Origin of the sequence: Vasconcelosia minhoensis LEGE 07310, from assembly GCF_015207255.1 — a bacterium.
Lineage (GTDB): Bacteria > Cyanobacteriota > Cyanobacteriia > Phormidesmidales > Phormidesmidaceae > Vasconcelosia > Vasconcelosia minhoensis.
Genome location: NZ_JADEXG010000065.1, coordinates 1 through 18,296, shown reverse-complemented (window position 1 = coordinate 18,296; position 18,296 = coordinate 1). Strand labels below are relative to the sequence as shown.

At 55.0% G+C, this 18,296-nt stretch carries 19 protein-coding genes and 2 pseudogenes; 11 read left to right on the top strand and 10 right to left on the bottom strand.

The genetic code is table 11. From position 1 onward, the window contains the following. Nucleotides 1-26: 26 nt before the first annotated feature. The 3 genes and pseudogenes from IQ241_RS20850 to IQ241_RS26735 form a co-directional block, all read right to left on the bottom strand. Entirely contained in the window at nucleotides 27-731 is a 705-nt protein-coding gene (locus IQ241_RS20850) for a hypothetical protein (RefSeq protein WP_193910942.1), read from the bottom strand. A gap of 4 nt (nucleotides 732-735) precedes the next feature. Then, on the bottom strand, nucleotides 736-1,416 hold the full coding sequence (locus IQ241_RS20845) for an actin-binding WH2 domain-containing protein (RefSeq protein WP_193910940.1): 681 nt from the start codon (nucleotides 1,414-1,416) through the stop codon (nucleotides 736-738). A gap of 365 nt (nucleotides 1,417-1,781) precedes the next feature. Continuing rightward, a pseudogene (locus IQ241_RS26735) lies at nucleotides 1,782-1,901 on the bottom strand (transposase); the annotation flags it as partial. A gap of 280 nt (nucleotides 1,902-2,181) precedes the next feature. Here IQ241_RS26735 and IQ241_RS20840 point away from each other — a divergent pair. From IQ241_RS20840 to IQ241_RS20810, 7 genes and pseudogenes are all read left to right on the top strand, one after another. After that, on the top strand, nucleotides 2,182-3,072 hold the full coding sequence (locus tag IQ241_RS20840; protein ID WP_193910938.1) for a DUF4382 domain-containing protein: 891 nt from the start codon (nucleotides 2,182-2,184) through the stop codon (nucleotides 3,070-3,072). Between the two features lie 46 nt (nucleotides 3,073-3,118). Then, complete coding sequence (locus tag IQ241_RS20835) at nucleotides 3,119-3,622, top strand: carboxypeptidase-like regulatory domain-containing protein (protein WP_228021926.1); 504 nt, start codon at nucleotides 3,119-3,121, stop codon at nucleotides 3,620-3,622. Between the two features lie 2 nt (nucleotides 3,623-3,624). Then, nucleotides 3,625-4,269 carry a cobalt transporter CbiM gene (gene cbiM / locus IQ241_RS20830; RefSeq protein ID WP_193910936.1) on the top strand — a complete coding sequence of 215 codons (645 nt, stop codon included), beginning with the start codon at nucleotides 3,625-3,627 and terminating at the stop codon, nucleotides 4,267-4,269. Nucleotides 4,270-4,278: 9 nt separating this feature from the next. Further along, nucleotides 4,279-5,070 (top strand): cobalt ECF transporter T component CbiQ, encoded by a 792-nt coding sequence (cbiQ, locus tag IQ241_RS20825; protein ID WP_193910934.1) that lies wholly within the window; start codon nucleotides 4,279-4,281, stop codon nucleotides 5,068-5,070. An 81-nt stretch (nucleotides 5,071-5,151) separates the two neighbouring features. Next, on the top strand, nucleotides 5,152-5,940 hold the full coding sequence (locus tag IQ241_RS20820) for an energy-coupling factor ABC transporter ATP-binding protein (RefSeq protein WP_193910932.1): 789 nt from the start codon (nucleotides 5,152-5,154) through the stop codon (nucleotides 5,938-5,940). Nucleotides 5,941-5,976: 36 nt separating this feature from the next. Then, nucleotides 5,977-6,354 (top strand): annotated as a pseudogene (locus IQ241_RS26730) (ATP-binding cassette domain-containing protein); the annotation flags it as partial. 170 nt (nucleotides 6,355-6,524) lie between these two features. Further along, entirely contained in the window at nucleotides 6,525-7,283 is a 759-nt protein-coding gene (locus IQ241_RS20810; RefSeq protein WP_193910930.1) for a response regulator transcription factor, read from the top strand. A 67-nt stretch (nucleotides 7,284-7,350) separates the two neighbouring features. Here IQ241_RS20810 and IQ241_RS20805 read toward each other — a convergent pair whose 3' ends face one another. Further along, a complete protein-coding gene (locus IQ241_RS20805) occupies nucleotides 7,351-7,821 on the bottom strand; it encodes a tetratricopeptide repeat protein (RefSeq protein ID WP_193910928.1) in 471 nt (156 codons plus the stop codon). Between the two features lie 331 nt (nucleotides 7,822-8,152). Between IQ241_RS20805 and IQ241_RS20800 the strand changes: the two genes are divergently transcribed. Next, the gene (locus tag IQ241_RS20800; RefSeq protein WP_228021924.1) at nucleotides 8,153-9,019 is read left to right on the top strand and encodes a tetratricopeptide repeat protein; all 867 of its coding nucleotides are present in this window, start codon (nucleotides 8,153-8,155) and stop codon (nucleotides 9,017-9,019) included. A 15-nt stretch (nucleotides 9,020-9,034) separates the two neighbouring features. Here the strand turns inward: IQ241_RS20800 and IQ241_RS20795 are convergent, their stop codons facing one another. Together IQ241_RS20795 and IQ241_RS20790 are read right to left on the bottom strand one after the other, a co-directional pair. Further along, nucleotides 9,035-10,333, bottom strand: coding sequence for an FAD-binding oxidoreductase (locus IQ241_RS20795; protein ID WP_193910924.1), 1,299 nt, complete (start codon nucleotides 10,331-10,333; stop codon nucleotides 9,035-9,037). Then, nucleotides 10,333-11,124 carry a glutathione S-transferase family protein gene (locus tag IQ241_RS20790; RefSeq protein WP_193910922.1) on the bottom strand — a complete coding sequence of 264 codons (792 nt, stop codon included), beginning with the start codon at nucleotides 11,122-11,124 and terminating at the stop codon, nucleotides 10,333-10,335. Before IQ241_RS20790 ends, IQ241_RS20795 begins: the two co-directional genes overlap by 1 nt. A 396-nt stretch (nucleotides 11,125-11,520) precedes the next feature. On the opposite strand from IQ241_RS20790, the gene IQ241_RS20785 reads away from it, so the two are divergent. Further along, nucleotides 11,521-12,573 (top strand): fasciclin domain-containing protein, encoded by a 1,053-nt coding sequence (locus tag IQ241_RS20785; protein WP_193910920.1) that lies wholly within the window; start codon nucleotides 11,521-11,523, stop codon nucleotides 12,571-12,573. Between the two features lie 61 nt (nucleotides 12,574-12,634). Here the strand turns inward: IQ241_RS20785 and IQ241_RS20780 are convergent, their stop codons facing one another. Next, on the bottom strand, nucleotides 12,635-13,462 hold the full coding sequence (locus IQ241_RS20780; protein WP_193910918.1) for a DUF4230 domain-containing protein: 828 nt from the start codon (nucleotides 13,460-13,462) through the stop codon (nucleotides 12,635-12,637). A gap of 210 nt (nucleotides 13,463-13,672) precedes the next feature. Between IQ241_RS20780 and IQ241_RS20775 the strand changes: the two genes are divergently transcribed. Together IQ241_RS20775 and IQ241_RS20770 are read left to right on the top strand one after the other, a co-directional pair. Next, nucleotides 13,673-13,930, top strand: coding sequence for a hypothetical protein (locus tag IQ241_RS20775; RefSeq protein WP_228021923.1), 258 nt, complete (start codon nucleotides 13,673-13,675; stop codon nucleotides 13,928-13,930). Further along, entirely contained in the window at nucleotides 13,923-14,324 is a 402-nt protein-coding gene (locus tag IQ241_RS20770) for a hypothetical protein (protein ID WP_193910915.1), read from the top strand. The genes IQ241_RS20775 and IQ241_RS20770 overlap by 8 nt, the downstream gene beginning before the upstream one ends. A gap of 268 nt (nucleotides 14,325-14,592) precedes the next feature. Here the strand turns inward: IQ241_RS20770 and IQ241_RS20765 are convergent, their stop codons facing one another. The 3 genes from IQ241_RS20765 to asnB form a co-directional block, all read right to left on the bottom strand. Further along, nucleotides 14,593-15,138 (bottom strand): RES family NAD+ phosphorylase, encoded by a 546-nt coding sequence (locus IQ241_RS20765; RefSeq protein ID WP_193910913.1) that lies wholly within the window; start codon nucleotides 15,136-15,138, stop codon nucleotides 14,593-14,595. Nucleotides 15,139-15,147: 9 nt separating this feature from the next. Beyond that, nucleotides 15,148-15,495, bottom strand: a complete 348-nt coding sequence (locus IQ241_RS20760; RefSeq protein ID WP_228021922.1) for a helix-turn-helix domain-containing protein — start codon at nucleotides 15,493-15,495, stop codon at nucleotides 15,148-15,150. A gap of 134 nt (nucleotides 15,496-15,629) precedes the next feature. Then, nucleotides 15,630-17,645 carry an asparagine synthase (glutamine-hydrolyzing) gene (gene asnB / locus IQ241_RS20755; protein WP_193910909.1) on the bottom strand — a complete coding sequence of 672 codons (2,016 nt, stop codon included), beginning with the start codon at nucleotides 17,643-17,645 and terminating at the stop codon, nucleotides 15,630-15,632. Between the last annotated feature and the right edge of the window lie 651 nt (nucleotides 17,646-18,296).

The window sequence follows — 18,296 nt, the reverse complement described above, 5'->3', positions numbered from 1 at the left end:
CTGTAGGATTTGGCGTTGCCAAGCTCTTACTTAGAATGGTCGGAATAAAATGGTCGCAGCTCCTGATGGATGCTGGTGCCAATTTGCAGGGCCTCATTCAGTAGCCGACCGTACTCGCTGGCCTCATTCATCCCCTTGAGCGTCTGCAACGTTGCCAGGTTGTTTTCAATGCTGGTGAATAGCTCATAGCGCTGGGCAATGAAGCGCTGGTGCTTGCGCATAATCCGCTCGGTGGTGAGGGCGCAGACCAGACTCTCGCGGTTGACATGCATGGCCTCCAGCACCGCTTCTCGATTGTCCAGACTGAGATTGCTGGGGCTGGCCGTCTGGAGCTCTTCCAGGATTTCGATAGCGGTGAGCATTTCGTTAAACCGATCGACCTGGTCGAGCAGATGGCTCAGGGTTGCTAGCTGTCTGCCCTGATAGCCGAAATAAAGGCTAAGGGCGAGGGTCAGCGCGATCGCGATTCCAACCCCAATCGGCAGCGATCGCCAGACCGCCGCGACGCTGCCATTGCTGAGGCTGCGGGCGACGAGTAGCGCCGTCGGTACGCAAAAGACCAGGGCCACCCCCAGCAGAAAAATCTGCGTACTCGCCCAGGAAATCAGCTTTCGCGGTGAGCGCCAGACCGACTGCCGGTAGGCCCAGCCCATGGCGGTATCGCTAATATCCAGGCCGGTCAGCTGGTCGAGCTGGTGCGAGCTAATCCGCAGCGGGTCGAGGTTGGGCATGGCACTAGAGCCCAAACAGTGAGCGGATCAGGATAAAAACCTGAGCATAGAAATTGCCCTCAATTTCTGGGCGAAAAATCTGGAAGGGTTCGTTCGGTGCACCGAAAAAAGGGCGCAGCGTCCAGCCTAGCTGGCTGCCGACCAGCCCATACAGCACCACCCAGCCTTTCAGCAGCCGGTTGCGCAGCTGCTGCTCGATAGCATCCGGGCCGACAATGATGCGCATTCCCTTGTAGAACAGCTTAACTCCGACAAACCCCGTAAGGGCCATGACGGCAACGTTCAGCAGCAGGAAGAAGTCGTAGCCCTGTACTGAAATCAGGAAAAACAGCACGATTGGGGCAAAGCTGAAGAGCAGAACGCTAATCGTCGAAACTGAGGTCAGCGCCATCACGGTGTACTGGCGAAAGTTGAGCTGAGAGCCGAAGAGGATATCGAAAAAGTACAGCGTCGGCAGGCAGATAATCAGCGTCACCAGGTACAGCGCCGGTAGCTTAATTGCCGAAGACAGCATCTGCAGCCAGCTGCTCGACGCGCCGATGATCGCGCCGTAAACGGCAAAAAAAAGGCTGCTGGCGACCAGCAGCGATAGAATCTTGCTCTCTAATTTAACGTCGTGGCTGATTTCATCGAGGAAATTTTTGCGATCGCGCAGCAGCCGAATCAAAACCGTAAAGTGTTTCATGAGTCTCCCTCGCAGCGTTATTCCGTGGCGGTTAGAGTTGCTTACAGCTAAAAAAACGCAGATTTCGGAAAATCAACCCGCACTTCCGAATATGTCTTTTGACAGAGGCTTCTAAAATGTCTTAGGATAAGCACTGTCCTCTAACCCTGATCAGGTTTCTATAAATCTGCTTAAGCCCGTTGAATTAGCCCCCTAGGGGCATTGCATTTCAGTGAAATACCCTGTCAACTAAAGAGGGTTGAAGCTTGTTCTTTTTTAAACTGACGGCTAGTGGAGCGTCATGACCAAAAATTAGGGTTTGCACTTTCTGAAAGCGTTGTCTGACAACATATTTGATCCGTCGGGACTTCGATGAAGTTGAACAGCGTGTCGGTCCGTTCATTGAAGGTGCGGCGACATTCCTTGCACCGATACATGTCATAGCCCAGACTGGTTTTTCGTTGCAGCGATGAGACACTGGTTGATTGGCAATGAGGGCAATCCATGAGAGATTGGTGGGGTGAGCTGATTGCTCCTAGCCTATCAATTAGTTGGCTTCTAGCTGATTTTGGCTACTCAGGGCTGACACTTTCTTGGATGGTTCAGGATTTACAAGTTTTTCGGCAGTCATAAAACGTCTGTATTTTAAAATATTCCTTTAGTTAGATATTAGCGAGAATAGTTTTGATAATGCCCTACCGGGGCATTGTTGACAACTGAAAAATTTGGAAAGAATGAAGAAGCAACGACACACAGTATGTTTGAATGCCCAGTTTTGGAGGATTTATGGAGAAGTCGGCGCTTTTAGTCGGAGTGGGTTTACTGGTAGCCACTACTGCCGTAGGTTGTGGTGGCCAGGACATCGCCGAAACGGAAACTCCCACTGAGACTGATACCCAGGCCCAGGCCCCGAATGCTGCCGAGGGGGGAACGCTGGAGCTGGTGGCTAACGGTGAAGACTTCGTGCGCCAGGGGTTTGTTACCAAAGACGGGTGGCAGGTTGATTTTGAGCATGTGTACGTTAACCTGAGCAATGTTACTGCCTACCAAACTGACCCGGCTTTTGACCCCGACTCTTCTGAAGAACTGCAGGCCACTGAAGAAGTGACCCTGGTAGCGCAACCGCAAACCATCGATTTAGCCGAAGGCGGCGAAGATGCTGCCCCCATTACGGTGACTACTGAAACGGCCCCTGCCGGGACCTACAATGCCCTTCACTGGGAATTCGTAGAGGCCGACCAGGGACCCGCCGAAGGCTCCACGATTTTACTGGTGGGTACCGCCGAAAAAGAGGGCCAGACTGTCGACTTCAACCTTGGCTTCGATCAACCCCTGGGCTACACCTGCGGCCAGTATGTGGGGGCCGAGCGCAAGGGCATTCTGCAGGGAGGTGAGGCTGAAGTCGAAACTACCTTCCACTTTGACCATATCTTTGGCGATGCAGAGGCCCCGACTGATGACCCGCTCAACACCGCAGCCGTCGGATTTGATCCCTTCGCGAACCTGGCCGAGGAGGGCACCCTCACCGCTGATATGGCCACCCTCGAACAGCAGCTGCCCAGCGACCAGTACCAGACCCTGCAGCAGGCCATCGCCGGATTAGGCCATGTGGGCGAAGGCCACTGCCGGCTGGAGGGAGATCTGGCACAGGCGGATACGCCCCATTCTGAGGAATAAGTCAGCCTCAAGTCGCCTTATGGATTAGAACTCATTTATTTCGTGCATGGAATCTCGATTTTCTCTGAAAAACGTCGCCTTCTGGCTTTCGGCACTCCTGGTTGCGATGGCAGGCGGGTCTCCCAAGGCCATGGCCCACAAGACGGAACTGGAGTACCGCAAAGCTCAGGCGGTGCAAGTTGAAGCAGTCTACAGCGGCGGACAGCCGATGTCGAATGCCCAGGTTACCGTTTATGCGCCCGACAATCCCCAAGCAGCCTGGCGAACGGGGACGACGGATGAGCAGGGGCGCTTCACGTTCCTGCCGGATCAGTCTGGGACGTGGGAGGTGCGGGTGCGCAAGGCCGGGCACGGTAGTTTTCTGACGGTTTCTGTGGAAGAAGGGGAGACGGAATCCGCTGAGACCGAGCCAGCCTCCTTCAGTGGCAGCGGTTGGCTATCGGCGGGACGGGACACCTCCACCACCAACCAAGTGCTCTACAGTGCTGCCGGGGCCTGGGGCTTCTTCGGGACGGCCCTCTTCTTGGTGCGGCGGCGGAAGGACGGGTAGCCATGCACATTCCCGACGGATTTGTTTCTCCCGGTGTGAGTATCGCAGGCTATGCCGTGACCGCTGGCGCAACCTGGTACGCCCTCCGGCGCATCGATAAAGACCGCAATCCCCAGGCCAAGATTCCCAAGGCAGCCCTGATGACGGCCGCCTTCTTCGTGGTCAACCTGATTCATATTCCGATTCCGCCCTCTAGCATTCACCTGGTGTTGAACGGCTTAATGGGGGCGATTTTGGGGTTTTATGCTCTACCGGCCATTGTGATTGCCCTCTTTTTTCAGGCGATTATTTTTCAACACGGCGGCATTACCACCCTGGGCATAAATGCCGTGATTATGGGACTCCCCGCCCTCCTGGCCTATGGCATTTTTGAACTGCGCCATCGATTTAATTTTGATGAGCAAACCCGCACCAAGCTGTTTGGTTTTCTGTCGGGGGCCAGCGGCGTTATGGTATCTGCCGCCCTGTTCTCAGGCATCGTAATTGCGGCTATTCCGGCGGACATTAGCGCCCAAACGGAACGCAGAGCTACCTTATTTGCTCTGGCGTTGTACACCATTCCGGCGGTTGTCGAAGGCATTGCCACGCTGATGGTGGCGTCCTTTCTGGATCGGGTTAAGCCGGAATTATTGGAAAGTCATTATTAGTTCAGATCTATGAAACTAGGGCTGGACGAATATGCAGAACTGAGTTCTCCCATGCACCACTGGGAGCAGCGGTCGAAGGTGGTTGCCATTGTGACACTGATGTTTGCCTTTGCCTTCGTGAACGACATTATTCTGCTGCCGGTGATGCTGCTAGTGACGGCAGTTCTGTATGCCCTTTCGCGGCTGCCGCTGTCGTTTCTGCTGACCCGTTTGCGCTATCCGGGGCTGTTTATTCTGGCGATGATTGTGCTGATTTTGTTTGCTTCCACAGGCAATACGGTGTTGGCACAGGTCGGCCCCCTCAGCATTACCCGCGAAGGAGTGGAAACCGTGGCGCTGATTGCGGCTCGCTTTTTCTGCATCATTACAGTGAGCCTGATTTTGTTTGGCACCGCTCCTTTCCTCACCAGCATTAAGGCGATGCGATCGCTTGGGCTTCCGGATGTCATGGTAGACATGTCCCTGCTGTCCTACCGCTACCTGGAAGAATTCGGCAAAACCCGCCACACCATGCAAAACGCTATGCAACTGCGAGGCTTCGAGAGTAATCGCTTCAGTTTTCATACGCTGCAGGTGCTCTCAGGCTTGGTGGGAAGTCTGCTGATTCGCAGCTATGACCGCTCTGAACGGGTCAACCATGCCATGCGGATGCGGGGCTACGGACAATCTCAACTGAGCCACATTCATCATCAGGAAGACTTTGCCCTCGATATCTGCGAAGCCAATCGCACCAGCCAAATTTTGTTCTGGTCAGTATTGGGGGCGGCAACGATTTTGGTGGCAGTTTCTATCTTTCTTTAGCATCGATTTGAAGAGAGTGGGCAATGTCCACCCTACGGCTATTTTTCTTTCAGTATTTCGAGCAATTAATAGGCAATAGATATGACAGAGGTCGCACACAAATCCGCAGAAAAGGGGACGGAACAGAGTACCAGTAAGGAAGTAGCTCTGACCATTTCCGACCTGACTTTTGCCTATCCCAAACAGGACAAACTTTTTCAGAGCTTTGATCTACAAGTTCACAATGGAAGAAAAGTCGGATTAATTGGCCCTAACGGCAGCGGCAAAACAACGCTGTTTCTTCTAACCTGCGGTATTTTAGCGGCAAAATCAGGGAATATTTCTATTTTGGATCAGTCGATGGATGTCGGCAAATTCAACTCGAACATTGGCCTGGTTTTTCAAAATCCCAATGACCAGTTGTTTACTACCTGTGTGCGGGACGATGTCGCCTTTGGGCCTAAAAATATGGGGCTAGACCAGCATGAAATCGATGAACGGGTTCATCAATCCCTGGCTGCAACAGGAACAGAAGACCTGATTGACCGGGTGCCCCAAAACCTGTCCGGCGGCGAAAAAAGCATGGTGGCCATCGCCACTGTTCTAGCCATGCGCCCTCGCCTGATTCTGTACGACGAGCCCAGTGCCAGCCTCGATCTGTACAGCCGCCGCCAGCTCATCCAGTTTTTGCAAAAGTCTCAGGAAACCATCCTGGTTTCGACCCACGACTTAGAACTGGTTCTGGAAGTGTGCGATCGCGTCCTCCTCCTCGATGATGGCTGTGTCGTCGCCGATGGAAAACCTGCCAAAATTATGAGCGATGTAGAGTTAATGCAAGCTCATCGATTGGAGAAACCCCATTCGCTATCGCCACATGTGCATTTTGGTTGAAAGTGTCAGCCCTGAGTAGCCAAAATCATCGCTAGCAATCTGTCAGGCGGCGAAAAAAAGCGCATCGCGATCGCGGGTGTCCTGGCTATGCAGCCCCAGGCCCTAGCCTTGGATGAGCCCTCGGCCTAGCTCGATCCCCGCTCGCGGCGGCAGCTGATCGAGCTGCTGCAAGCGCTGCCGCTGACCCAGGTGATTGCCACCCACGATTTAGACCTGGCGCTAGATTTGTGCGATCGCACCGTCATTCTTAGCCGTGGCCAAATTGTCTACGATGGCCCAACGGCGGGGGTTATGAACGATGCAGAATTTCTAGAGCAGCACGCGCTAGAGCCGCCCCTGAGCTATTCTCAGCCTTATTGCCAGCTGGCCCATCGTCCCGCCGTGCAGCTCCATCCGGCTACCCTATCGGTTTGAGCAGCCTCCGTAGTTTTGCTGAATTTGTCAGCTCGTCAGCCCATCGGTCGGCTGGAAAAGTATCGGCTGGAAAAGTATCGGAATTTACTCAAATAGTTCGGAAATCAGGTCGCGCTCATACTAAGTTCCCTGATAAGATCGGCTACAGAAAGTGACTGGAATCACAAATCATGGCTTCGGTAGATTCATCTCCGCTTCAGACGGGTGTAAGGGTAGGGCTGGGCCGCGTCTTGGTTATAGAAGACGAAGAGCTGATTCGCGAAACCGTAGCGCTGGCGCTAGCTGAGGAAGGATTTGAAATCGTCGTTGCCGAAGACGGCGCAACTGGGATTGAAAAGCTGCTCGGCTCTGCCGACGGTAAAATTGAGGCCGATCCCCGCATTAGCCTGGTCATCTTAGACCTGATGTTGCCCCGGATGAATGGCTTGGACCTCTGCCGTCTGGTTCGCCATCGCGGCATAGACCTGCCGATTCTGATTCTGAGTGCGAAGGGTACCGAGATGGATCGCGTCGTCGGACTAGAAGTAGGTGCCGATGACTACCTGACCAAGCCCTTTGGCATGAGAGAGCTGATCGCTCGCTGCCGGGCGCTGCTGCGCCGATATCGCGCTAAGGTGAAGCCGGAGGATAAATCCGTTCTCAAGTTTGAAGAGATTGCCCTGTGTACGAGCGAATGCCGGGTTTTCCTCAAGGACGAAGAGGTGAACCTATCCCCTAAAGAATTCAAAATTTTGGAATTATTCATGAGCCAGCCCAAGCGGGTCTGGTCGCGCGATCAGATCATTGATCGGGTCTGGGGCTACGACTTCATGGGCGATAATAAAACCGTCGATGTCCACATTCGCTGGATTCGCGAAAAGGTCGAGGCCGATCCCAGTCATCCCAAATACCTCAGAACCGTCCGAGGATTCGGCTATCGGCTGGGATAGAAAATTCTCAGACGGCCTTAACTAGCTGTTTTGACCTAGCCCTTTGAGCTTGGCTTTTGCGACAGGTCTATCGTTGCGCTGGCAGCAGGCTGATGGCGGGGGCGTCTAGCTGGTCATCGAGAAAGCCGACCATGCTGCGGGCATTTTCGTAGTCGCTGTACTGCTGCTCAGCCAGGTAGAGCGTGGCGGCGGTTTGGAGATCGGCGATCGCGGCCTCCTCTTCCCCAGCCATATAGTGCACCCAGCCCCGCTGCTCTAGAATTTCAGGCTCGCTGGCCCCAGATAGGTCAACGGCTTTATCAAAGGCCGCCAAGGCATTGGGAAAGTCTTCTACTAAAACGGCATTCATTCCGACCGTCTGCCAAGCTTCAGCCGAAACCAGCTGATCTGCGCTTGGCAGCGGCTGATACTCATAGGTTGGCGGCGTAAAGCCTGCTCTGGCGGCATCCTGGGTCGGAACCGTATCGGCGATCGCGGGGGCACTTAGCAAAAGCAAGATACCGGCAAAACCCAGGATGGAAAGTCTCTCGAAAATCATAAAAATGTTTGGAATATTGAATTACCTCTATACAGAGTAAGAAAACGATGACAAAAGCGATTCCCCCGAAGCAGGGAAAATGTGATCTGTCTTAGGGAAGATATTTCTTAAAGCGCCCATTGCCTTTCAGCCGATTCTCGGCAGGCTGGAATTGAGAAAATCCAATTTTCCTTGATAAATCTCTGCCCATAGAGATAGACGTACTTCTGTCGCTCGGTTTAATTCTTAAACTCCAAAAACGCTGCGTGAGGCAGAGGACGAACGCTGTAGCGCAATGCCAGGCTTGGAAGCAATCAGTTCCTGGAAAATAATCGTGATCAAATTTTCAGCTTTGTCAGCTTTACCTGTACTGCTATTACTGGCTGGAGGCGTCCAGCCGCGAATGGCGCAGGCCCAAACTGCCCTAGAGCTGCCTGCTGTCGGCGAGGGCACCGGAGAGCAGTACAGCCCCGAAATGGAGTACGACCAGTACATGCGGCTGGGGTTTGCGGCTGAGCAGCAGGGAGACTATCAGACTGCTGCTCAGTATTTTCGCGCTGCGCTCTACGCCATTCCTGAAGATCAGGAGGCAACCATTGCCTATTGGAACGCTCGCAATGCCATGCAGGAGAGTCGCAGTCCAGAGGCCCCAGCTCCACTGTTCGATCAGTACATGAACGCAGGCTACGATGCGACTGAGCAGGGGGACTATTCCACCGCGCTAGAGCAGTTTCAGCAGGCGCTAGCGATTCGGCCCGGTGATTACTATGCGTCCCAGGCGCTGCGCAACGTTCAGACCTACCTCAGCCGTGGCACCCAGCCGGATTCGCCGGACGACGTTTCTAATACCTACTTTATCTACGCCAGCGAACTGCCCTACGATCGCTACATGCGACTGGGCTATGCGGCCTCCCAGCGAGAAGACTACAGGTCTGCTGTAGACTACTTTCGCAGTGCCCTGTATGAGCGGCCGAATGACCGAACGGCGACCATTGCCTATTGGAATGCCGTCGAAGCGGCAAACGCGGTTGCGCCCGTCGCCCCTTCGGCAGCAGAACCGTATGATCGCTTCATGCGGTTGGGCTACGATGCGACCCAAAGAGAAGACTATTCAGCCGCCCTGTCGTTTTTTGAAAACGCGCTGTCAGAGCGTCCTGATGATGGCTACGCAATCCAGGCCATTCGCAACGTAGAGACTTACCTCAGCCAAGAGCAATAAATGACCCGGAGAGCGCTAAAGGCCGCCGACAAACCGACTCGGACTGAGCAAGCGATGGGGGTCAAACCGGTCTTTCAAAGCCCGCATGGTTGCCAGTGCGTTGCCGCTGTAGCCCCAGACATCAAGTTTCTCCTTGAGTTCTCGGGGGGCTTCTAAGATCGTTAAGAAGCCCGCTGCTGAGGTGCAGCGCGATCGCAGCTCGGGGATGACCTGGCTCGCTCGCCGGCTCGGCAGCCGCAGCAATCCCAGCCCGCTCCCAGCGTGGAACCGCGCCAGCCCGTTAGACTTAGGCAGCGCCTGCTGAACCCGGGTTAGGAAGGAAACCATTTCAGTGGGATGAATCGCCACCTTACACAGCACGGTATCTTGGCTGTCCTGAGATCGCGCTGTCAGCTGCTGCCAAAAAGATTCATCGTCGGCACCGTCTAGCGCTTCCCAGGTGAGCGCCAGCGGCTTGGCAACGGTTTCTAACCGCTGGGTCTGCTCTGCCACACCGGCAGCGATTCCCTGGAGCCGGGCGGCCAGGGTGAGAGATTCATTCTCTGCTGGCAGCGTTAATAGCAGATCGAGGGCAGCGGGTGTCAGCCCCGACTGCCGGACCTGCTGCACGGCTTTGCCAATATTCTCTGGGACTCCTCTTAGCAGCACCGTTTTGGACTGGAGCGGGCGAGGGTATAGCCGCAGGGTGAGTTCGGTCATCACGCCCAGGGTACCGTAGGAGCCTGTTAGCAGTTTCATCAGGTCGTAGCCTGCGACGTTCTTGACCACGCGCCCGCCCGCTTTGACGATCTGGCCGTCGTGGCGGGCAAATTGGAGGCCGATGACGCGATCGCGCACGCCGCCGTAGCGCTGGCGATAGGCTCCCGTGTCAGCGGTCGCGACGATGCCGCCGATCGTCGCCTGCTCTGGGTAGAGGGGGTCAATAGCCAAAAACTGCCCGGCAGCCGCCAGTCGGTTTTTCAACTCACCCAGCCGCATCCCCGCTTCAACGGTGATCGTAAAGTCGCCGACCGCGTGGTCGATCACTCGGTTCAGCCGGGCCGTACTCAGCAGCATTTCGGCCCCGCTGCCTAAGCCGCCCCAGCTAAGCTTGCTGCCTTGGCCCATGGGCAGGATGCGCCAGCGATGCTCAGCCGCTAGCTCAACTACCTTGGCTAAATCGGCGCAGGTTTCCGGCGAGATCCTGCACTGCGGCACGGCGGCTGACTCGCTCAAGGCAGCGGCAGCTAGAGCTGGCCAGTCCTGCTTTGAGTCGGGCAGGGCGATTGGGGCTGACCCCACTGCGACAGCCAGGGAATCGGCAATCTCACTCATCACTCAATGCCAATGGTGACGGGTCCGGTGCCGCCGGTAGGGCCACCGGTGTGCAGCTTCCGGTAGTCAGCATAGAGGCGATCTCGCCACTTCCAGAAGGACTCAAACTGCGGCACATCAGCCAGGCCAGGGACACCTTTGTCGCAGATGCCGACCGGCAGGTCCACATACTGCTTGGCCGGAAATTTGATATACATGGTCAGCCCCGCTACCGCAAAGTCGGCCAGGGTTGGCTGCTCACCCAGCAGATAGGGCTGTGTCTGCAAAATCAGACAGAGCGATTCCAGGTTCTGCCGCAGAATTTCGGTTGCCGAGCGCACGTCGTCAGGCCCAAAGCCGACGCCCGTTCCCAATAGGCTGAGGACATCTCCCGGTACCGAACCGACCAAATTTTTCAGCAGGTCGGGGGTTGAAACCGGCAGCAGGGCAGTGCGAAAGTTAGGATGCTGGCTGAAGGCACCAATCATCACCGTGCGAGCATTGGTGCCGATCGACTCGTCGGCCCAGGCTTCCATCATCCAGCAGAGCCCCTGCTGCTTGGGGTCGGTGGGGACGAGAGGCCGCTCTGGATATTGGGTTTCGAGGTAGCGCGCGATCGCGGTGGAGTCGGCAATCACTTCGCTGCCATTTTTCAGTACCGGCACCTGCCGCTGCCCCGACATTCGATAGAGGTCAATCTGACCGACGCCCGGCGTTACTTCTACGGTTGTGTAGGGCAGCTGCTTGTAGTCCAGAATCAGCCGAATCTTTTCGCAGTGATGAGACGCCTCAAATTGGTAGAGCTCTAACATGGGGTTTTCTCCTGATGTAAATTTCTGCTGGCACCGCTTCAGCAGCTGAACGGGCGGACGCCGTCGGACTCCTATTACCTTATCTGACTCGGCCATTATCATCTTGCTGATTGGCCCGCCGATTGGGTTTATTCAAGCGCCGCTGAACTAAACCAATCCCATTTCCATCTTGGCTGTTTTAGGAACTCTTGACATCTACCCTGCGTCAAGGAGGGTGTTTGACCTTATTTTTATGAAGGCTTCATAACAGCTTAATAAAAATGATGTCAGATTTCCTTCCCTCATACCGTCCTACTACCGGGCCTCAGTGGTTGAAACGGCACAGGATTGGGCTACACCGCTCCATGCGGCATTAGCTTAGGTCTGAGGGATTGCTCACCCAGAATGGAGGCTTCCATGCAAGCAGTTCGTTATGCCCACCGGCTTAAAAAGCTACTCTTCGGTCTAGGTTTTGCTGGGGCTAGTGCCTTGGTGATGATGCCAGGCCAGGCCATCGAAGGTCAAATGCCCAGGATTGTCTGTGAATCTGAGTTGGGTGAAGAGTTCGCCAGCCACTGTGGCGAAGCAAATGATACTTCGTCAGAAGACCCAGCCGCATCGGAAGACGCCGCTGAGCCGACGGCGGGAGCTGACTCATCTGATCCGCCTTCCGCCCCCAGCGCTGCTTCGCCGGGTGCGCCGAGTGCGGCTTCTCCTGGTACGCCCAGTTCGCCCAGCGCTGCCTCGCCGAGTTCGCCTAGCGCTACTTCACCCGGTGCGCCCAGTTCGCCCAGCGCGGCTTCTCCCAGTCGGCCGGGCTCGTCCACTGATGATCCGACCGTTTCCCAGGCAGAAACGCCGCCAGCAGCTACACCCAACGCGGATGCTGCCCCCGAAACTGCTCCGCCAGAAGCTGCACCCGATGCAGATGCAGCACCCGAAACCGCTGATTTAACGATTAGCGAATTGGTTAGCAGCAGTCAGTCCTTTGAAATTCTTACGGCGGCGCTCGATGCGGCAGAGATGACTGACGTACTGGCTGAGGAGGGTCCCTATACGGTCTTCATACCAACCGATGAAGCCTTTGAAGCACTGCCGGAGGGTGCTCTCGAGTCCCTTTTGGAGCCAGAAAATAGGGAGCTGCTCACGCAGGTGCTGTCTTACCATGTGGTGCCGGGTGCCGTTACCTCGACCGACCTCAGCGACGGCGACGAGGTCACTACGGTTGAAGGCGCAGATGTCACCATCGGCGTGAGCGAGGCTGGCGTGACGGTCAATGACGCTAGCGTCATTCTGGCGGATGTGGAAGCGAGTAACGGCATCATTCACGTCGTGGACGAAGTGATCATTCCTCCCACCGCTGCAGCGCCTGCGCCCGATTCACCTTCTGAGCCCGGGGCAGTTCCTGAGCCAGATGAAGTCCCCTCTGCCGAGCCGGACCCAACGGCCCCCGATGTGACCGAACCGTAGCTTAGGTTTAGGCCACAGCCGGTAGTTCTAGATAATCGGGCTACCGGCTTTTTAATCGGTTTTAATCGGCCTTGGGTCGCCCAGCGATACAGGTATCAGCGGTGACGGGCTGAGTTTCTACAATGATATTGTCAAAGCCCGCGCTGCTCAGAAGCTGACTGACGACTAGTTCGGCCCGTTCATTGGCCTGGGTTAAGATACCCTGATCGCAGGCCGCCTGCTCAATCTTGTCCAGAGCCTCGCGCTGGGCCATTTCCTGAAGCTGCGGCGCTCGGTCGGGTCCTAGGTTCAAAAAGCCGCGGCTGTAGTCGTATACGCTGGAGCGTTCAACATCGATTTTGGTATCGAGGATTTGCGGTGGCGGCAGGACGATGCGCACGCTTCTTTCTAGCTCAGCTGGCTCGACCGCTGCCGCCAAAGCTGACTCTTCTCCGGCTGCGGTCTCAGTCTTTGGTTCTAGCGGCTGCACGTCTGCGGCCTTGAGCTCTTGCAGGTCAACTCCAGCGCGGACTTCCCCATAGGCAATGTAGAGCAGATTAGTTTTGCCAACGGTGTAGCGGCCAAAGGTGCGATCGCTGGTTGCCGGAACCACCGCCTCCATGCTAAAAACCGCCGTGGTCAGCTCGCTGGCCCCGCGTACCTGCTGCACCACCACCGTGCGAATATCGACGCTTTCCTCCGGCGGCTGCGGCGTCAGCATCAGCTGAATCCCTTCGGTCACCCGATTGCCAAACCGCCAGAAAGCCAGCCCGGCGATTAGCGTCACGATGACAGTACCCCCCGCGATCGCGGTTGTCAGAAGCTTTACCAGCGGCAGCGGCGACTTTCTCGGCGGCTGATAGCGCTGGAAGCGATCGGTTTTGCGATTGTCGGGACCTCGGACTTTCATGAGCGGGTAGAAATAGAGTAAGCGGTAGGCCATTCCATTTTAGTCATTGCACTTCATCGGTAGGGATGTTGCGAGTCCAGACTATAGTATTTTCCGATAGTGCAGGCTCAATTTTCTGAAATGATGTCAAATGAGCAACCCGATGATCCGTTCTTTGGCCAACTGTGTGAAAACTACACGCAGGCAGAAGTTACGGAAATTTAGCAATATATGGAGGCATGGACTGCAGGTACCTACGTCAGTATTGCCCATAGCGTTCTCGATCATGCAGCCCGTAAACAAGTCGATCCGTTACGATATTTACGGCAGGCGCATAGCTTTAATCGCAAGCGTGCCCAGCGGGTTCCTAAAACGGGCTACCGAGCAGATGGATCGGCTGTGTACCGCAAGGAAAGTGATTATTTGATTGTGCGTCTTGATCAATTTGGCTCTGAAAAGATTGTGACCTACGGGACCAACGATGACTAATTTCACGCTCAAGCAGCAAGATGCAGAGTGCATGAGGCACTGTATTAGCGATTTGCTCGGTCAGTTGACAATCGCCTATCAGCAGGCAAAATCTGAACGTCGTGAACTTGCGGCAGCCTCTGCCCCACCGGATAAGACTTTCAGTGTCTTGGAAGAACTAGAGCTTTTGACTTCTGATTTGCGAGGCTATGCGAGTCAAGTGCAGATGCTGGGGAAAGTTGGGGATGAGGAAGCTGCGATCGCGCATCTACAATCGCTACGTCTATTTGGTTTTCCTGGAATCACTCGTTTCTATTTTGAAACTGAGCGGGGTTATCCGAAACTGAAGGACTATATTCGGCAATTAGATTATCTGCGCTTGCTGTTGCTGGAATATTTACAAGCCCGATTTTAGTAGAAACGATCGCCGCCTTCGTATTGCCACGATCGATCTCAGTAGCCGCTTAAGACTTACGGGAGGTAAAAGACCCAGGACTGTGAGCGAGTTGAACTTTGATAGATGAGGTTGAGCTACAGGTTGTGTGGTCAGAGGGGTTAGGTGAATGAGATCGCGCTATTGGTCTGCTTTGGGTCACAAATGCTGAGGGTGATCCAGTCTGGCCAGTCTGGGAAGAGGGTTGAGCTAGATAAAAGGTGTTCTCCGACACAGCGTCGCCTTCTTTTTAAGCAATCTCAAAGTAGCCATCTTCAATCACATTTAGTAAAAATCGCCGACTGTCATCAGGAAGCTTTTCTAGAAATAACACCAAACACCATTGCTCTAAATCGTCTAGAAAAGCCATGGAAGGGACTAAGATGGCCTGAGCTGCTGTCGTGTTCCGAATAAAAGCAGCCGTTGCTCTCCCTACCTTTTTGTCCTTAAAGCAATCCGGTGCATTCTGCAAAGAAAGCGCTGACCATACGGATGGTTCTCTGAGATCAAGGACAGCATCCAGCGCTACCTTAAATCGATACACCTTCCGTTGATAGGTCTTAGCCGCTAGTCCCACTGTCCGATTCACCTCAAAGTGTCGCGCATACTCAGCCAGGGCCACGTTTTTCTCTTTTGCTAGATATAATGTTGGCTCTCCTGCTACATTCCAACGATTTTCAGCGCTTCGCCCTGCATAGCTGAAATCGTAGATGTCATAGGCTTGATTGGGCGTATCGGGAATGTGGCGGACTGCATGACCGGCCCAAGGTCGGATTAAAGCTAGGAGGGCCGACATTCTCTAAAATTAAAATCCTGTCCCCTCGAAATCTGCCGCCAAAGCCGCAATTACAGGTTCAAACTCCCCTAGGCCAATCAAATCTAGGCCAGAGCGACCTCCAAACAATGGCAAGGGCGTTGAGAGAAACTCTCTCAACCCGTCCGGTTGATACACTCTCGACCCAAGATCAACGATTTCTTGGAGTTTCGCCATCTTCCGCAATAGCGCCTCATCTGTGGGTCGCCGTTCAGCCCGTTCCCATCTGCTCACGGTTTTAGGGCTGACTCGCAACAGCGCTCCCAGCCGTTCCTGAGACAGCGCCAGGCCCTGCCGAATCGCGATCGGATCTAGTCTTGTACCAACGGATATAGACATCATGCTTGCCTAAGCTTGTGTACAATTTTATTCTAGCCAATTGTCTGGACATTTGTCTGGACATTTAATTCCCTTTATTTCTGTCTTCAGTGTGAGCGTTCGGATGAAACTTTTGGAATATTGATCGGGCAGTTCTAGGCTACAGCCCAGCCCAGCTGTGCTGCCTGTTCCCGAGCTCGCTTCGGCAGATCTGACGCGATGAAATGTTCGTGCATCATCTGGACGCTGAGCATATGGTTAATCACAGCGTCGAGCTGCGTCCGCTCGGCGTCGCTGGTGTCCTCATCTGCGTGTTTTAGCAACACCTGATCCACGCTGGCTGGGTCGAGCAGGCCCGCCACTTCCACGGCGGCCTTAGACAGGTGGGTATCGGCCAGGGCGCGCATCGCCTTTTGCTTGACCACATCGGTATGGGAAGGCGGGGCCATAAAGGCAAATTTCTGCCGCTCATAGAGGGCCTGGGGCAGCAGCGACTTCATCGTCTCGCGCAGAATGAATTTGTCGCTGTGGCCGCGAAAGCGCAGGTAGGGCGGCAGGGTCACCGCAAACTCAACCAGCGGATGGTCTAGAAAGGCTGGTCGCGCCTCCATTGAGTTGGCCATATCGACGCGATCGCCGGCCCAGCATAGCACCTGCGACTCAAACTGGGTCTTAATCCAGACATACTGAGCCTTGTCCAGAGCATGACGGCCCTTAATCTGATCGGGATCGAGGGCATTGGCGATCGCCTGTCCCGGCGAATAGTCCTGGACGGCGGCCCGGTGGTCGGGGTGCATCAGGTCGAGCACCTGGGGCGCTGACGACAGCCAGGACTGGAGGCTGCTGGGGGTGAAGCCAATTAGCGCCGTCAGGGCCGGGTCATCCAGCGGCTGATCGGCCAGCAGATTGCCCTTGAACAGCCGATTGCTTTCCTCCAGCCAGGATTCCAGGTCGGCTCGCTCCTCCGGTGAAGCGTCTTCCATGCCGTGGCGAATCATGTCGAGCCGCAGCTGGGGATAGCCGGCAAACAGCTCGTCTGAGCCCTCTCCCGACATGACGACGCGGTAGCCCGCTTTGTTGACATGCTCGCTCAGCAGCAGCTTGGCAATGGTAAAGGTGTTGTAGATGCTGCGCTCGGTATGCCAGATCGTCCGGGCAAAATGATCGTAGAGCTGGCCGCCGTCGATTTGAATAATATCCTGGTCGGCCCCAACCGCCTCAGCCATCTGGCGAGAAATGGCGGTCTCGTCATAGTCGGCATCGTCGAAGCCAACCGTAAAGGCTTTGACCGGGGACTGCTGGCAGGCCGCCGCAATACCCAGAATCGTGCAGGAGTCAACTCCGCCCGACAGATAGCAGGCCACTGGAACATCGGCTTCTAGCTTCAGCTGCACGGCTTCGACAAAGCGGCGACGCAGCTCCTCCATGTAGTCTTCGTCCTCTCTTCGGGTACCGCGATCGCGGAGCAGTGGAAAGTCCAAATCCCAGTAGGTCTGCACCTTCACCTGAAGCTTACAACCCCGCCGCTCAACAATCACTTGCTGCCCCGGCTGTACCGCATGAATCCCCTCAAACGCGGTAGTTCCCGGCACCATCAGCTGCATTAGCTGGTGGTAGAGCCCGTGGGGCGCAATCCGCCGTTTCACCGCCGGATGGGCCATCAGCACCTTGATTTCGGAGCCAAAGACAAACCCCTCGGGCGTCATCGTCCAGAATAGGGGCTTGACGCCGAAGCGATCGCGCACCAGGGTCAGCCGATCCTCCGAGCGTTCGTAAATCGCAAAGCCAAACTCACCCCGCAGGTGAGGCAGCGCCCCCGCCAGCCCTAAGCGATCGCTCAGGTGCATTAGCAGCTCGGTATCGCTCTTAGTCTTAAACTGATAGCCCCGCGAGGTCAGATCGGCCCGAATCCGCTTGTAGTCGTAGAATTCGCCATTGTGGGCAATCATCACCTGGCCGCTGTCGGAGAGAAACGGCTGACAGGCCCGCTCGGCATTCAGGTCGATAATCGCCAGCCGCGCATGGGAAAAGCCGACGCCGCGATCGTCAATAATTTTATAGCCAAACCCATCTGGCCCCCGGTGATGCTGGATCGCCGCCATCGCTACCAGCACCGCTGGGTCAATCGAACGAGACGGATCGTGCTGCATAATCCCAGCAATGCCACACATAGGCTGACTCCAGGCAATTCCTTCAAAAACCTGTTCGCAGTATAGCGGAGGCCTACGCCCTGATTACTAGCCCATGTGATCATTTGCGGATAGAAGCTACGGAAAACGGATGCAACTCTCAACCCTGCTGCTTGCCAGTCCTGAAGCATATGATCTGTGACACCTAACCCTTTTGTCTGTCAGGTTATAAGGCCAACAATCACATCGGGACGGTTCGAGTGGTATGTTGTTGAGGACGGTACGACGGTTGGACGACGTTCTTTTTCCATACCTATCAATCTTCAAATTTGAAATAATCCACTCTCACCAAGTCTGGAACTGATTGCATTTCCTCCTCAGACCTTGGAATGAGTAAAGTAAATCCTGGGTTTTGAACTCTGTGCTGGCTGCCCCGCTCCAATCGACAAGTACCCAGTAAATATCGAGAGTCAATAGCAGGATCGTAGGCATCAAATTCACGCATGAATTGGTTTGGAAAATCCCATATATTGCCAATTTCTGCTGCTGTTACCTGTCGTCGTTTTGGGTATCAACTTAAAGCGGGACAAAAAGCGCTTGGCAAGGATGTATCAATAAGCACAACAAACAAAAAGCTCTGCGGCAGAGCCCAGAGCCATGTATCGTCACCCTAACAAGTTCAAAACATGGGTA